The sequence below is a fragment of the Kitasatospora azatica KCTC 9699 genome, from assembly GCF_000744785.1.
Classification (GTDB): Bacteria; Actinomycetota; Actinomycetes; order Streptomycetales; family Streptomycetaceae; genus Kitasatospora; species Kitasatospora azatica.
In genome coordinates, this window is record NZ_JQMO01000003.1 from 1,196,253 (window position 1) to 1,210,454 (window position 14,202).

Below are 14,202 nucleotides of genomic sequence, written 5' to 3' on the forward strand. Positions count from 1 at the left end.
GCCCTGCACCTTTGAGGAGAGCCGTGCCCGTCGCTCGGCCCGAGACCGCCACCGCCGCCGCCCACGCCCCGTCGGTCGCCACGCCCGCACCGGCGCTGCCCAGGACGGATCTGCTGCTGCTCGCCGTCTCGATCGCGGGCATCTCGCTCTCCGCGCCGCTGATCAGCGCCACCGCCGCACCAGCCCTGGCCATCGCCTGCTGGCGCAACATCATGTCGGTGGGCGTGCTCGGCCCGTACGCGCTGCTGCGCCACCGGGCCGAGCTGCGCGGGATCGGCCGGCGCGCGCTGCTGCTGGCGATCGCCGCCGGGGTGCTGCTCGCGGTGCACTTCGCGCTCTGGATGCCCAGCCTGCGGATGACCTCGGTGGCCTCGGCCACCGCGCTGGTCACCACCACCCCGCTGTGGACCATCCTGATCATGCGGATCACCGGGGTGCGCCCGCCCCGACTGGTCTGGCTGGGCATGTGCGTGGCCTTCACGGGCGTGCTGGTGCTCACCGGCGTCGACCTGGCGCTCTCCTCCCGGGCGCTGCTGGGCGACGCGCTGGCGCTGGGCGCGGGCCTGGCCGCCGCCGGCTACATGCTGCTCGGGGCCGAGGTCCGACGGACCGTCAGCACCACCGCCTACACCCTGGTCTGCTACGCCACCACGGCCGTGGTGCTGCTGGCGCTCTGCCTGGTCACCGGCACCCGGATGGTCGGCTGGCCGGCCGGCGTCTGGGGACAGATCGCGCTGCTGATGGTGGCCGCCCAGCTGCTCGGGCACTCGCTGAGCAACCGGGTGGTGCGCACCCTCGGTCCCTCGGTGACCTCCACCGCGATCCTGCTGGAGACCCCGGGCGCGGCGCTGATCGCCGCCGTCTGGCTGGGCCAGTGGCCGCCGTACGCCGCCTACCCGGCGGTGGCGGTGATCCTGCTCGGGCTCGGCCTGGTGGTGCGGGGCGGGCGGCAGTGACCGCCGCCCGCCAGGGCCACCCGTCCGGTCAGAGCCGGCCGTCCGCTCAGAGCCGGCCGTACGCTCAGAGCCAGCCGTTGCGCTTGAAGCCGCGGTGCATGCCGACGCAGATCACCAGGACGCCGACCAGCACCAGGAAGTAGCCGTACTTGTAGTGCAGTTCGGGCATGTTGTCGAAGTTCATGCCGTAGATGCCGGTGATCATCGTGGGCACGGCGAAGATCGCCGCCCACGCGGTGATCTTGCGCATGTCCTCGTTCTGCGCCACCGAGACCTGGGCCAGGTTGGCCTGCAGCAGCGAGTTGAGCAGTTCGTCGAAGCCCTGCACCTGCTCGATCACCCGGGCCAGGTGGTCGGCCACGTCGCGGAAGTAGGTCTGCACCTCGCGGTCGATCAGCTGGGCCGCGGCCGGTTCGGTGAGCTGCTGCATCGGCCGCAGCAGCGGGACCACCGCGCGCTTGAACTCCAGCACCTCGCGCTTGAGCTGGTAGACCCGCCCGGCGTCGGTGCCGGGGCCGCCCGCGGGGGAGAAGACGTCGAACTCGATGTCGTCCACGTCGGTCTGCAGCCGGTCGGCGACCAGCAGGTAGTCGTCCACCACCTGGTCGGCGATCGCGTGCAGGACGGCGGCCGGGCCCTTGGCGAGCAGTCCGGTGCCGTCCGTGCCGTCGGTGGCGTTCTCCAGCTGGTGGCGCAGCTCGGTCAGCGAGCCGTGGCCGCCGTGCCGGACCGTGATCACGAAGTCGGCCCCGGCGAAGACCATCAGCTCGCCGGTGTCCACCACCTCGCTGGTCGGGGTGAGGCGGTCGTGGTCCACGTAGCAGACGGTCTTGAAGACGGCGAACAGCACATCGCCGTACCGCTCGATCTTGGGGCGCTGGTGCGCGTGCACCGCGTCCTCCACGGCGAGCGGGTGGAGGCCGAAGCGTTGGGCGATGCCCTCGAACTCCTCCTCGGTCGGCTCGTGCAGGCCGATCCAGCTGAACGCGCCCGGCCCGCCGTCCCGTACCTTGCGGACGGCCTCGCGCGGGGAGCAGCTCTCGCCGAGTCGGCGGCCCTCCTGGTAGACGGCGCAGTCCACCACGGCCGTGTGCGGCCCGCCGGGGCGGCCGGTCCGACCGGGCGTCTCGGGCTGACGGCGGGTCGGCCGTACGGCGGCCCGAAGATTGTTCATCATCGACATCCGGGATCCTCTGCTCGAACGTTCACCCTAACAGCAGGTCAGGACGGGCCTCAGGGGCGTGCACCCGGCCGGGTACGCTCGCCGTATGGCCCACGACTTCCCGCTCTTCGGCGACCCAAGCCAGCCGCACGGCCCGCAGGGCCCGACCCGCGCCGAGGTGCTGGCCGCCGTCGAGGCCCGACTGCTGACCACCTTCGGCGAGCCGAGCGGGCGCGCGGCGGTCACCTTCCTGGGCGCCGAGCGGATCGAGGTGCTGCGCTTCGGCCCCGGCGCCGAGGGGCTGGTCCGGTACGCGACCCTGGGCATGGCCGCCGCCCCGATGGCCGACCCCACCTCGGCGGTGGCCGACCCGGTGCGCGGGCCGCGCGCCGAACTGCTGCTGACGCTGCGCGCCGGACGCGACGAGGTGCTCCGCGCGCTGGCCACCTTCGCGGCGACACCGCAGGTCGAAGGCCTGGTGGTGGCCCCCGGCAGCTCGCTCGACCTGGGCGGGCCGCTCTGGCCGGACGCGCCGTTCACCTCGGTGCTGGCGGCCGAGAGCGGCGGCCTCGTCGAGGACCTGGAGCTGGCCGAGCCGGCCGAGCCGGTGCGCTTCCTGCCGCTGCTGCCGATGACGCCCAACGAGGCCGCGCACAAGCGGGTGCACGGTGCGGCGGCGCTGCAGGAGCGGTGGCTGGCCAAGGGCACCGACCTGCGCGATCCGCAGCGGCGCGGGGTGGCGCTGGACTGAGAGTGGACCGCGACCGGTCGGCTGCTACTTGTAGGTGTGGATGAAGCCGTAGACGCCGCTCGCCACCAGCTGCACCGCGATCGCCGAGAGCAGGAGACCGGAGAGCCGGGTGATCAGCACCACGCCGCCCTCCTTGATGATCCGGATGATCACCAGCGAGAACCGCATGGTCAGCCAGAGCACCCCGTGCATGGCCACGATCGCGGTCCACACCGCCAGTTCCTGGCCGCTGCCGTGGGCCTTCTGCACGGCGAGGATCACCGCGACGATCGCGCCCGGGCCGGCCAGCAGCGGGGTGCCGAGCGGGACCAGGGCGACATTGACGTCCTTGGTCTGGGTCGGCTCCTCGATCTTGCCGGTGAGCAGGTCGAGCGCGATCAGCAGCAGCAGGATGCCGCCCGAGACCTGCAGGGCCGGGATGGAGACGTGCAGGTAGTCGAGGATCTGCCGACCGAACAGGCCGAAGGTGGTGATCACCCCGAGTGCCACCGCGGCCGCCTGCCAGGCCATCTTGCGCTGCACCCGGCCGGCTCGCCCGGAGGTGAGGGCCAGGAAGATCGGGATGGTGCCCGGCGGGTCCATGATCACGAAGAGGGTGACGAAGAGCGAGCCGAAGGTCGTCCCGTCGAAGAAGCCCATAGCCCGAATTGTCGGGTTGGTGACTGATGGCCGCATGTGGGGTGGGCTGACCCGGCGTCAGCTGGGTGGCCTGCCTGGGGTGGCTGGGTGGCCTGCGTGAGGGTGGCTGGGTGGCGGCGTGCCTGAGGTCGGCTGGGTGGCTGCCCGGGTCAGCTGATCGGCTTGGCGCCGGTCGCCTGGGACAGCAGCGCCTCGTAGGCCTGCGGCGCGGTGGTGAACGCGCCGAGCGCGACCGTCTTGCGCGAGCCGTGGTAGTCGCTGGAGCCGGTGCAGAACAGCCCGAGCTCGCCCGCGAGTCCGCGCAGCCGCGTCCGGGCCGCCTCGTCGTGGTCCACGTGGTCCACCTCGAGACCGCCGAGGCCGGCCGCCGCCAGATCGGCGATCACCTGCTCGGAGACGGTGCGTCCGCGCTTCTCCGCGCCCGGGTGGGCGAAGACCGGCACACCGCCGGCCGCCCGGACCAGTCGGACCGCCTCGGCCGGGTCGGTCTCGTGCTTGGGCACGTCGGCCCGGCCGCCGTTGGCCAGCCAGTCGAGGGTGAAGGCCTCCGAGACCGTGGTCACCACGCCCGCCTCGACCAGCGCGCTGGCGATGTGCGGCCGCCCCACCGAGCCGGAACCGGCGATCCGCTGCACCTGCTCCCAGCTGATCGGCGCGCCCAGTGCCCGGCAGCGCTCGACCACGGCCTGCCCGCGCCGGAACCGGTCGGTGCGGACCAGCTCGCGCTCCGCGGCGAAGGCCGGTTCCGCCGGATCGAAGAGATAGGCCAGCAGGTGCATGCTGATGCCGTCCACCCGGCAGGACAGCTCGGCACCCGGGATCAGGGTCAGCGCGCTGCCGGCCGGCAGATCCCGGACCGCGGCGGTCGCCTCCTCGTAGCCGGCGACGGTGTCGTGGTCGGTCAGCGCCACCACGTCGAGTCCGGCCGCGACTGCCGCGGCCACCAGCTCGGCCGGGCTGTCGGTCCCGTCGGAGGCGTTGCTGTGGGCGTGCAGGTCGATGCGCACGGGGCTGGGCTCCTGGCTGACGCGGTGGAGTGGCTGGAGCAGCCCAGGATAGTCGGCGCGGCTTGGGGGCTTGGGGCTTGGCGGTGTTGAGGGCTCGGGGTGGAGGGTTCGGCGTGGCGCGGCGGGTTCGGGGTGGTGGGTTCGGTGTTGGCGGCTCAGCCCAGCAGGCGCGGGGAGAGCGCTCCGCAGGGCAGCAGGTCCAGCTCGGCGCCGGCGTCGCGCAGGTCGGTCAGCACCAGCTCGTCGTACATCACCAGAGCGGACTGCTCGGGCCAGGCGATCGCCCAGAGCCAGATGCCGCGCGCCTCGCCGACGTAGACCGCACGGTCACTGGGCGCGCCCTGGACGTGCCACATCGGCGTCGGGCGGCCGGCCGCCATCAGCTTGGCGCCGACCGGCTTGTCCAGCGAGATGGCCTCACCCGGATCGGGACCGGGGAGCCCGGCGTAGCGGGCGCCGAGGCCGACCCCGAGCTCCTCGGCGACCAGCACCAGCTCGCCGAAACCGCCGAGCGGGGCCGGGCCCGAGCAGGCCACGGCGGTGGCGCGGGAACCCGACAGATCGTCACCCGCGTGGGCGATGCCGGTGTACAGCCAGCTGACCGGGAGCGGCCACGGAAGCCAGACGGGCACCTCGGACCTCGTCACCGCCGCGCCCAGGGCCTCCACACTGGGCGGCAGTACGGGTTGTACCGGGTGCACGGCTCCGTGCTTGTCACACTGCCAGGTGTCGGAGAAGAGACCGGGGGCACGCACCCGACCGGCGCACCTCGGGCAACTTGGCTCGCCCCTCATAACAGCCAACGCTCCTCCCTCCGGACCGCCGCGTCAAGGACGGTCACCCGTACGGAGTGAGTCACCGGCGCGGTCCGGACATACGTGCGGACGTACGTCCGGACGGGTCGGCTCGGCCGGGGCCGGGGCGGTGGTCCCCGCTAGGGGATGTCCCGCGCGGCTCGGCGGCAAACGTCGGTCGGGCGCGCTCGCGGGTGCGCGCGCCGGGTACGCCGCGTGCGCCCGGTGGGGCAGGCGCGGATACGCTGACGCCCCGTCACCGGCAAGTGGGTGACGGGGCGTCAGCGAGCCTGCGACCGCAGCGGACCGGACGTGGCGTCAGACGGTCTGGCACGGGCGGATGTAGAGGCGCTCGCCGGTACGGGCGGCGTCCTCCACGAGTCGGCGAACAGTCTCCGCGTCGACGATCACACGATCGACGGCAGAGCCCTGCTGGTCGTCCAGTCGGAGAATCTCGAAACGCATGGGCCTCTCCTCTCTTGGTCCCGGCGGGAGCCGGGGCGGCGGGGTGGTGCTCATCGGTACCGACGGTGGTGCCTGGGTCAGTGCCACTTGTCCCCCCTCGTTGCAGCCTCTGGTTGGACACCCCCCGGCCATCGACTGGGGGAAGACTGCTGGGCCCTCGTTCATCAGGGTCGCGCCGAGCGGCTTCCTGGCAGTTGCCCGCTCGTGAAGTCCTGGTTACTTGGCTGCGCGGTGACGCGTGGTGACTCTCGGGATAGAACCGCGCGGGCGGGGCGTTCATTCCCGGTCTGAATCAAATATTACCGGACCTAATGAAATTCGGCCCGGCAGAGCGTGCGGCCACGGCGGCGCTCAGGCTCACTGGGGCTCTGGTCGACCGGCGTTCGGGCCGGCTGGCGGTGTGATCGACCGGCGCTCGGGTCTACCGACGGTCGGGTCGGCTGGGCGTTCAGGCCGACTGGACGGAGGACCAGAACTCGGTCAGAGCGGCTGCCGTCTCGGTCGGGCGCTCCGCGTTCGGGGAGTGGCCGGCGCCGTCGATCCGGACGTACCGGGCGCCGAGCCGTGCGGCGGTCTCGGACTGCTCCTCGACCGGCCAGGCGTAGTCCCGCACGCCGGAGACGGCCAGCTTGGGCAGCGGAACGGCCGCCAACTCGGCGGTGCGGTCCGGCTCGCTGAGCAAGCGCTCACCCATGGCCAGCAGGGCCTGGGGGAGGTTGGCCAACCAGCGGCGGTGCAGGAACTCGGCGATCTGGGGCGCGGGCTTGCCGGCCGGGTCGCCGCTGCCCTCCTCCAACTGCTGCATCACCTGCCAGATGGTCTCCAAGTCCACGCTGCCGAGCGCGTCCATCAGCATCTTGGTGCGGGCCGCCTCGGCGGGGTCGATCGGGCCCGGGCCGGTGGAGAGCATGGTGAGCGAGGACCAGGGCAGGGCGGTGGGGGTGTTGGCGGGGGCGTTGACGCCGGCGAGGACGGCTTCGCGGGCCACATAGCCGCCGAAGGAGTGGCCGAGCAGGTGGAGGGGGGTGCCGGGGGCGGCTTCGGTGAGCGCGTCGGAGATCGCGCGCAGGTCGCGGCCGAGCTCGGGCAGCGCGTAGGCGGCCTGGTCGGCGGGGCCGCCGGTCTCGTACTGGCCGCGCTGGTCGACGGCGACGGTGCGGAATCCGGCGGCGGCGAGCGGTTCGAGGAGGGCGATGAAGTCCTCCTTGCTGCCGGTGAAGCCGGGCACCAGCAGGGCGGTGCCGCGCGCGGGGCCGGTGGGCTCGGCGCGCAGGACGGCGAAGCTGCCGCGACTGGTGGGCAGGCGCAGGGCGGTGGCGCAGGCGGGGAGGGCGAGGAAGGGCGGGGTGCTCATCAGGGGGAGTCCTCCTCGGCTGCGGTCGGCGAGAGCTGTAGTTGAGGGTAGGGGGTGGGGGCGAAGCGCGATGACCGGTGACAGTTAACAGAATCTGAAATCTGTCAGCTGTCACCGGTCATTCGTCAACGGTCATCCGTCATCCGTCGTCCGCCATCGACCATCGCGAAGCCGGTACCGAGAATCGGCCGGCGCGAATCCGTCATCGCGAAGCGCTCGTCGCCCGCCGGACAGCCGACGAGGGGTGGGCTGTCCGCCACACCCCTCGTCAGGTGATGCTCCGTCAGTCGGTCGCCTCGGCCGCCACCGCCGCCTTGCGGGTGCGGCGGCGCGGCGCCGGTGCTGCCTCGGCCGCAGCCTCAGCCGGCACCTCGGTCTCGGCGACCGCCTTCTTGGCGGCGGTCTTCCGGGTCCGAGTGGCCTTCTTGGCGGGGGCCTCGGCCGAAGCCGGCTCGGTCTCCGCCGGAGCGGCAGCCGCCGCAGCCTTCTTGATGGTCCGCTTGGCAGCCGCCTTCTTCGCGACCGGCGCCTCCTCGGCGACCACGACGGCCTCGGCAGCCGCGGCGGTCTTCTTGGCCGCGGTCTTCCTGGTGGTCGTCTTCTTCGCCGGAGCCTTCTCGACCGGCTGCTCCGCGATGTCCGCGACGGTCGCGATGTCCGCCTCGGCCGGAGCGGCAGCCGCAGCCTTCTTGGTGGTCCGCTTGGCGGGCACCCGCTTGGTGGCGGTCTTCTTGGCCGGCTGCTCGGCAGTGGCCTCCTCGACCGGAGCCGCGACCGGGGCCGCCACCTCGGCCGGAGCCTCGGTCACGGTCGTCGCCTTGCGAGTGCGGCGGCGCGGGGCCGGCGCGGTCTCGGTGACCACGGCCACCGCCACCGCAACCGCCTCGGCCTCGGCCTCGGCCGGAGCCTCTGCCACGGCCGTCGTCGCCTTGCGAGCGCGGCGGCGCGGGGCCGGCGCGACCTCGGTGGCCGCAGCCTCGGCCGGAGCCTCGGTCACGGCCTCGGCCGGGGTGACAGCCGCGTCCTCGGCAACCGCCTTCTTCGCGGCGGTCTTCCGGGTCCGGGTGGCCTTCTTCGGTGCGGGGCTCGCGCTCTCCTCGACCGGCGCACCGGCCTGGCTCGGCACGGTCACCGTCGCGGGCGCCTCGGGCGCCGGAGCAGCCTCGGTGACGGCAGCGACAGCAGCAGCCACCGGGGCGACAGCCACAGGTGCCGCCTCCACGGCCTCGACCGCACTCGCCGTCGTCGCGGCCTCGACCGCCGCGTTGCCACGCGAGCGCCGACGACGCCGACGCGGCGCCGCCGTCTCGCCGTCCCCGCCGGCGGGCACACCGGCCGCCGGGACAGCCGCCCCAGCACCGTCTGCGCCAGCGCCGCCCGACACGGCACCGGTCACCGGCGCCGTCCCCTCGGCGACCGAAGAGCCGCCACGGGTACGCCGACGGTTGCGCGGCGCCCGGGCCGACCGCTCCTCGGTCGCCTGCTCGCCGACCGCACAGCGACGCCCGTTCCCGCGCTCGCCATTGGGGCGGTCACTGCCGGAGCGCTCAGCGGAACGCTCGCCCGAGCGCTCGCCGCCGGGTCGCTCGCCGCCACGGCCGCCACGACCGCGGTCGCGCTCGCCGCCCCGGCCGCCACCGGTGCGCGCACCGCGCCCGCCGGTCTCGCCGAGGTCCTCGACCTCCTCGGCGGCCAGTCCGGCCCGGGTGCGCTCGGAACGCGGCAGCACGCCCTTGGTACCGGGCACGATCTTCAGCAGCTCGTACAGGTGCGGGGAGGTCGAGTAGGTCTCCTCCGGCTCGTTGAAGCCCAGCTCCAGCGCCTTGTTGATCAGCTGCCAGCGCGGGATGTCGTCCCAGTCGACCAGCGTGACCGCGGTGCCCGAGGCGCCGGCCCGGCCGGTCCGGCCGATCCGGTGCAGGTAGGTCTTCTCGTCCTCGGGGCACTGGTAGTTGATGACGTGCGTGACGCCCTCGACGTCGATGCCGCGGGCCGCGACGTCGGTGCAGACCAGCACGTCGACCTTGCCGCTGCGGAACGCCCGCAGAGCCTGCTCGCGGGCGCCCTGGCCGAGGTCGCCGTGCACGGCGCCGGCCGCGAAGCCGCGCTGGGTCAGCTGGTCGGCCACATCGGCGGCGGTCCGCTTGGTGCGGCAGAAGATCATCGCCAGCCCGCGGCCCTCGGCCTGCAGGATCCGCGCGACCATCTCGACCTTGTCCAGCGAGTGGGCGCGGAAGATGTGCTGCTCGACGGAGGCGACGGTGTGGCCGGTGTCGTCCGGCGCGGCCGCCCGGATGTGGGTCGGCTGGCTCATGTACCGACGAGCCAGGCTGATCACCTGTCCCGGCATGGTGGCCGAGAACAGCAGGGTCTGCCGCTTGGCGGGCAGCATGGTCAGGATCTTCTCGACGTCGGGCAGGAAGCCCAGGTCGAGCATCTCGTCGGCCTCGTCGAGCACCAGGGCCCGGATCTTGGAGAGGTCGAGCTTCTTCTGCCCGGCCAGGTCGAGCAGCCGGCCGGGGGTGCCGACCACGATGTCGACGCCCTTCTTCAGCGCCTCGACCTGCGGCTCGTAGGCCCGGCCGCCGTAGATGGCGAGCACGCGGACGTTGCGGACCTTGCCGGCGGTCTGCAGGTCGTTGGTCACCTGGGTGCAGAGTTCGCGGGTGGGGACCACGATCAGCGCCTGCGGGCTGTCGGAGAGCTGCTCCTCGGTGGCCCGGCCGGCGTCCACGTCGGCGCGCACGATCGCGCGCTCGATCAGCGGGAGGCCGAAGCCGAGGGTCTTGCCGGTGCCCGTCTTGGCCTGGCCGATGACATCGTGCCCGGTCAGCGCGACCGGGAGGGTCATCTCCTGGATCGGGAACGGGTGGATGATGCCGACCGACTCCAGCGCCTCGGCGGTCTCCGGGAGGATGCCGAGTTCGCGGAACGTGGTCTTCGTGGGTTCAGTCGTGGTGGACAGGGTGCTGCCTCTTCCGTGTGGCGGGCCGAGAGCGAGTGGACGGCGGGCAGCCGCGTGACTGTGCCGGGTCCGAGGACCCGTCAGTTACGAGGTCGTGCACGACCGCGCCGGTCCCTGCTGCGCGCGGGCGCCGGCCCTGGCTGGGCTGCGGCGTCCCGAGGCGTGGGGGAGATTTCCCTTGAGGGGTCGGCGCGGGACCGGCGCCCTGCGGCGCGGTCCGCGGCGGCCCTCGCTCGGCCACTGATGCGGTGCCTGGCTTGAGGTCCAAGCCAAGGTCGGAGCCGATCGGCTCTCCGACCGGGCATCCGCGTACGTGAGACCCTGGCGCCGCGAACCGGAATGATCCGGACGAAGCGAACCCGCGCGGTCTGCGAACCGTGCGGGTATACGGGTCCCTGTACCACTGTACCGGCAGCGGCCGACTCGAACACGTGATGCGCCTGACACGGCCGCACCGGGGGCCGCAGGTGGAGCTCGACGGCAGGTCACGGCGGTCTAGAGTGACGGTCCATGGAGACTCAAGGCGAGGCCGGCCAGGTCGGCTCGATCGGTGACTGGACGACCTGCTCGGCCGACCCGGACTACCGGGCCGCCGTGCTCGACCTGCTGGGCGCACTGGCCTACGGGGAGCTGAGCGCCTTCGAGCGCCTGGCCGACGACGCCAAGCTGGCGCCCGGCCTGGCCGACAAGGCCGCGCTGGCCCGGATGGCCTCGGCCGAGTTCCAGCACTACCAGCTGCTGCACGACCGGCTGGCCGAGATCGGCGCCGACCCGACCGAGTCGATGACCCCGTTCGTCGAGCCGCTGGAGTCCTTCCACCGGGTGACCGCGCCCTCGGACTGGCTGGAGGGCCTGGTCAAGGCCTATGTCGGCGACTCGATCGCGACCGACTTCTACCGCGAGGTGGCGGTCCGGCTGGACGACGACACCCGCGACCTGGTGCTGAGTGTGATGAGCGACACCGGGCACGCGCAGTTCGCGGTGGACAAGGTGCGCCAGGCGATCGAGGAGAACCCGCGGGTCGGCGGCCGGCTCGCGCTCTGGGGTCGACGGCTGATGGGCGAGGCGCTCAGTCAGGCGCAGCGGGTGGTGGCCGAGCGCGACGCGCTCTCCAACCTGCTGGTCGGCGGCGCGGAGGTGCGCGGCTTCGACCTGGTCGAGGTCGGCAAGATGTTCAACCGGATCACCGAGGCGCACACCAAGCGGATGAGCGCGCTGGGCCTGGCTTCCTGAGCGAGCGCTTGCTCGGTGCGCGCCGCCTGGCCAAGCGCTTGCTCAGCGAGTGCCGCCTGGCCAAGCGCTTGCTCAGCCAGCACGGCCTGGCCAAGCGCTTGCTCAGGCCGACCCCTGCTCGTCAGGCCGCGTGCCGCCGGTGCCGCCGGTGGCTGCCGTGCTGGGCGGCCAGGTCCGGCCGGGCCGGCACCGAGGTGAGCAGCCCGGTGCAGATCGCCGTCATCACCAGGGTGGCCGCCGGCTCGCCGCCCGCCAGGGTGAAGCGGATCACCAGACCGCTGAGCAGCGCCGAGACCAGCGCGGTGCCGATGGTCAGCCCGCGGGACATCGGGTAGTACTCCGGGACCAGGACCAGCGCGGCGGCTGCGGCCAGCAGGCCGATCAGTGCGAACAGCACGGCTTCGACGGGCAGGGGCACGGTCGGCCTCCCGGAACTGGTGCGGAGCCGCGGCGGGGGGACCGCGGTGGCCCACCCATACCCGAAGCCGTCGGCGCGGAAACGGTGCCGAAACAACGAAGCCCGCCACTGCTCGAGGCAGTGACGGGCTTCGTTCGGTCCGCTCAGATGGTGCCGAAGCCGACCTTGCGGACCGCCTGCTCGCCGATCTCGACGTACGCCAGCCGCTCGGCCGGGACGATGATGCGGCGGCCGTGCTCATCGGTCAGCGAGAAGAGCTTCGAGGTGCCGTCCAGCGCCTTGGCGACCGCGTTCTCGACCTCGTCCGCGGTCTGCGAGCTCTCGATGACGATCTCTCGCGGCGCGTTCTGCACGCCGATCTTGACCTCCACGGCTTCCGTCCCTCCGGGGTTGCAGCCTCCACGCGCGACGGTCGGCCAGGTGAGCCCGGCTGCCGCGCCGTACGGCTTCACCTTAGAGCAAGCCGAGGCGACGGATCCGTTGCCGGGCTCAGCTGTCGGCGAACCCCTGACCGGGCGCCATCGGCTGGTCGCCGGGGTGCATCGGGAAGCCCTTGAGGCCGCGCCAGGCCAGGCTGGCGACCAGCCGGACGGCCTCCTCGCGCGGGATCTCGCGCCCCTGCGAGAGCCAGTAGCGGGCGGTGATCTGGGCAAGCCCGCAGACTCCGGCGGCCAGCAGCTTGGCCTCCGTCTCCGGCAGGTCGGTGTCCTCCGCGATCACCTTGCTGACCAGCGTGGCGCTCAGGTCGGCGGCCCGGTCCACCCGCTCGCGCACGGCGGGCTCGTTGGTCAGGTCGGACTCGAAGACCAGCCGGAACGAGCCGGACTCGCTGGCCACGTAGTCGAAGTAGGCCTGCATGGTGGCCGCCACCCGCTGCTTGTTGTCGGTGGTGGCGTCCAGCGCCGCCCGGGTCGACTCGACCAGGGCGTCGCAGTGCTTGTCCAGCAGCGCGAGGTACAGCTCCAGCTTCCCGGGGAAGTGCTGGTACAGCACCGGCTTGCTGACTCCGGCGCGTTCGGCGATGTCGTCCATCGCCGCGGCGTGGTAGCCCTGGGCGACGAACACCTCCTGCGCGGCTCCGAGCAGCTGCTCACGGCGGGCGCTACGCGGCAGCCGGGCGCCGCGTGGGCGGTCCTGGGCCTCCTGGATGGCCGTCACGGCGCTCCTCACTTGGCGTTGATGGCAGGGCGGCTGATTCTACTTTCGAGTAACCCTCGGCGCGCCCGTCCGGAGGGGGAAAAGCGCAGCTCTCGGGTTGTTGGGTGCCCACAATACGGCGCGGGCCCCCGTCCGGCGCCAGAGTCTCACTACCATCTTCTCCCATGAGCACTGAGCAGCAGGAGCGGGCCGGGGCGGAGCCGGGCGAGGGTGCGGACGGCGGTCCGGGCGAACGCCCGGCCGGTCTCTGGGAGACCCGGGTGGTCGAGGTGCCGGGTGCGGTGCTGTCGGTGACCGGGCCGACCGCGGACGCGGTGGCGGGCCTGCCCGAGGCGCTCTTCGTGCACGGTCTGGGCGGCTCGGCCGACAACTGGACCGAGCTGATGGCCGACCTGGACGGCGTGGTCCGCGGCGAGGCGATCGACCTGCCGGGCTTCGGTTGGTCGGCCCCGCCGCTGGACGGCAACCTCTCGGTCTCCGGGCACGTCCGGGCGGTGATCGGCTACCTGGAGGCGACCGGCCGCGGCCCGGTGCACCTGTTCGGCAACTCGCTCGGCGGAGCCGTCTCGGTGCGGCTCGCGGCGCTGCGCCCGGACCTGGTCCGCAGTCTGACGCTGATCTCGCCGGCGCTGCCCGAACTGCCGCCGCAGCGCTCGGCGCTGCCCACCGGACTGCTCGCGGTGCCCGGGGTGCCCCGGCTGCTGGCCCGGATCCCGTCCGACGGGCGCAGCGTGGAGCAGGCCACCGACGGGCTGCTCGACCTGGTCTACGGCAACGCCCGCGCGATCCCCGCCGAGAAGCGCGAGTTGGCGGTCGCCGAGTACCGGCGGCGGATCGGGCTGCCGTACGCGATGCAGGTGCTGGTCGGCTCCGCGCGCGGGATCGTCTCCGCCTACACCGAGCGCGGCGACCAGGCGCTGTGGCGGCAGGCGGAGCGGGTCGAGGTGCCGGTCCTGCTGGTCTACGGGCTGCGCGACAAGCTGGTCTCGTACCGCTCGGCGGCGCGGGCCTGCGCGGCCTTCAAGGACGCCCGGCTGCTGGTGCTGCCGGAGTCCGGGCACGTGGCGATGATGGAGCACCCGGCGCAGGTGGGGCGCTCGGTACGGGAGTTCCTGCGCGAGGTCGGGGACTGACCGAACGTCAGAGGTCAGCCGAGGTTACGGGCATTCACTCCTTCAGGTGGCGGATGCGCAGGTGAGCGATGCCGGGGCGGATTCCGTTCTACCTTCTAGGTGTCGGACCGAACAGATGTGGGGGGCGTGGGGGCGCCCGAGAGTGTGTGACTGATGTGCGCAGTGGG

14 protein-coding genes are annotated in these 14,202 nt (G+C 72.9%); 4 read left to right on the plus strand and 10 right to left on the minus strand.

Annotation, left to right across the window (positions count from 1 at the left end):
• Nucleotides 1-23: 23 nt before the first annotated feature.
• The gene (locus BR98_RS16475; RefSeq protein WP_083976646.1) at nucleotides 24-956 is read left to right on the plus strand and encodes a DMT family transporter; all 933 of its coding nucleotides are present in this window, start codon (nucleotides 24-26) and stop codon (nucleotides 954-956) included.
• 64 nt (nucleotides 957-1,020) lie between these two features.
• On the opposite strand, the gene BR98_RS16480 is transcribed toward BR98_RS16475, so the two are convergent.
• Entirely contained in the window at nucleotides 1,021-2,139 is a 1,119-nt protein-coding gene (locus BR98_RS16480) for a magnesium and cobalt transport protein CorA (protein WP_035845510.1), read from the minus strand.
• 85 nt (nucleotides 2,140-2,224) lie between these two features.
• Between BR98_RS16480 and BR98_RS16485 the strand changes: the two genes are divergently transcribed.
• Nucleotides 2,225-2,869 (plus strand): suppressor of fused domain protein, encoded by a 645-nt coding sequence (locus BR98_RS16485; protein ID WP_083976648.1) that lies wholly within the window; start codon nucleotides 2,225-2,227, stop codon nucleotides 2,867-2,869.
• A 24-nt stretch (nucleotides 2,870-2,893) separates the two neighbouring features.
• Here the strand turns inward: BR98_RS16485 and BR98_RS16490 are convergent, their stop codons facing one another.
• From BR98_RS16490 to BR98_RS16510, 6 genes are all read right to left on the minus strand, one after another.
• Nucleotides 2,894-3,508 (minus strand): MarC family protein, encoded by a 615-nt coding sequence (locus BR98_RS16490; protein WP_035845512.1) that lies wholly within the window; start codon nucleotides 3,506-3,508, stop codon nucleotides 2,894-2,896.
• A 149-nt stretch (nucleotides 3,509-3,657) separates the two neighbouring features.
• A complete protein-coding gene (locus tag BR98_RS16495) occupies nucleotides 3,658-4,515 on the minus strand; it encodes a PHP domain-containing protein (protein WP_035845514.1) in 858 nt (285 codons plus the stop codon).
• A 155-nt stretch (nucleotides 4,516-4,670) separates the two neighbouring features.
• Nucleotides 4,671-5,309, minus strand: coding sequence for a DUF6758 family protein (locus tag BR98_RS16500; protein WP_035845515.1), 639 nt, complete (start codon nucleotides 5,307-5,309; stop codon nucleotides 4,671-4,673).
• A 318-nt stretch (nucleotides 5,310-5,627) separates the two neighbouring features.
• The gene (locus BR98_RS40310) at nucleotides 5,628-5,774 is read right to left on the minus strand and encodes a hypothetical protein (RefSeq protein ID WP_198042235.1); all 147 of its coding nucleotides are present in this window, start codon (nucleotides 5,772-5,774) and stop codon (nucleotides 5,628-5,630) included.
• Nucleotides 5,775-6,222: 448 nt separating this feature from the next.
• Entirely contained in the window at nucleotides 6,223-7,128 is a 906-nt protein-coding gene (locus BR98_RS16505) for an alpha/beta fold hydrolase (protein WP_035845518.1), read from the minus strand.
• A gap of 283 nt (nucleotides 7,129-7,411) precedes the next feature.
• Nucleotides 7,412-9,979, minus strand: a complete 2,568-nt coding sequence (locus BR98_RS16510) for a DEAD/DEAH box helicase (protein WP_035845521.1) — start codon at nucleotides 9,977-9,979, stop codon at nucleotides 7,412-7,414.
• 624 nt (nucleotides 9,980-10,603) lie between these two features.
• On the opposite strand from BR98_RS16510, the gene BR98_RS16515 reads away from it, so the two are divergent.
• Nucleotides 10,604-11,326 carry a ferritin-like fold-containing protein gene (locus BR98_RS16515; RefSeq protein WP_035845524.1) on the plus strand — a complete coding sequence of 241 codons (723 nt, stop codon included), beginning with the start codon at nucleotides 10,604-10,606 and terminating at the stop codon, nucleotides 11,324-11,326.
• Nucleotides 11,327-11,447: 121 nt separating this feature from the next.
• Here the strand turns inward: BR98_RS16515 and BR98_RS16520 are convergent, their stop codons facing one another.
• From BR98_RS16520 to BR98_RS16530, 3 genes are all read right to left on the minus strand, one after another.
• Nucleotides 11,448-11,744, minus strand: a complete 297-nt coding sequence (locus BR98_RS16520) for a hypothetical protein (protein WP_035845527.1) — start codon at nucleotides 11,742-11,744, stop codon at nucleotides 11,448-11,450.
• A gap of 143 nt (nucleotides 11,745-11,887) precedes the next feature.
• Nucleotides 11,888-12,115: a DUF3107 domain-containing protein gene (locus BR98_RS16525; protein WP_035845529.1), complete on the minus strand. Its 228-nt coding sequence runs from the start codon at nucleotides 12,113-12,115 to the stop codon at nucleotides 11,888-11,890.
• 118 nt (nucleotides 12,116-12,233) lie between these two features.
• Complete coding sequence (locus tag BR98_RS16530; RefSeq protein WP_035845531.1) at nucleotides 12,234-12,902, minus strand: TetR/AcrR family transcriptional regulator; 669 nt, start codon at nucleotides 12,900-12,902, stop codon at nucleotides 12,234-12,236.
• Between the two features lie 164 nt (nucleotides 12,903-13,066).
• Between BR98_RS16530 and BR98_RS16535 the strand changes: the two genes are divergently transcribed.
• The gene (locus tag BR98_RS16535) at nucleotides 13,067-14,035 is read left to right on the plus strand and encodes an alpha/beta fold hydrolase (protein WP_083976652.1); all 969 of its coding nucleotides are present in this window, start codon (nucleotides 13,067-13,069) and stop codon (nucleotides 14,033-14,035) included.
• The last annotated feature ends 167 nt before the right edge of the window (nucleotides 14,036-14,202 follow it).

Coding starts and splice junctions, on each gene's coding strand:
- BR98_RS16485 (WP_083976648.1), top strand. CDS start 2,225: ATGGCCCACGACTTCCCGCTCTTCGGCGACCCAAGCCAGCCGCACGGC.
- BR98_RS40310 (WP_198042235.1), bottom strand. CDS start 5,774: ATGCGTTTCGAGATTCTCCGACTGGACGACCAGCAGGGCTCTGCCGTC.
- BR98_RS16500 (WP_035845515.1), bottom strand. CDS start 5,309: ATGAGGGGCGAGCCAAGTTGCCCGAGGTGCGCCGGTCGGGTGCGTGCC.
- BR98_RS16515 (WP_035845524.1), top strand. CDS start 10,604: ATGGAGACTCAAGGCGAGGCCGGCCAGGTCGGCTCGATCGGTGACTGG.
- BR98_RS16505 (WP_035845518.1), bottom strand. CDS start 7,128: ATGAGCACCCCGCCCTTCCTCGCCCTCCCCGCCTGCGCCACCGCCCTG.
- BR98_RS16490 (WP_035845512.1), bottom strand. CDS start 3,508: ATGGGCTTCTTCGACGGGACGACCTTCGGCTCGCTCTTCGTCACCCTC.
- BR98_RS16480 (WP_035845510.1), bottom strand. CDS start 2,139: ATGTCGATGATGAACAATCTTCGGGCCGCCGTACGGCCGACCCGCCGT.
- BR98_RS16535 (WP_083976652.1), top strand. CDS start 13,067: ATGAGCACTGAGCAGCAGGAGCGGGCCGGGGCGGAGCCGGGCGAGGGT.
- BR98_RS16510 (WP_035845521.1), bottom strand. CDS start 9,979: ATGACCCTCCCGGTCGCGCTGACCGGGCACGATGTCATCGGCCAGGCC.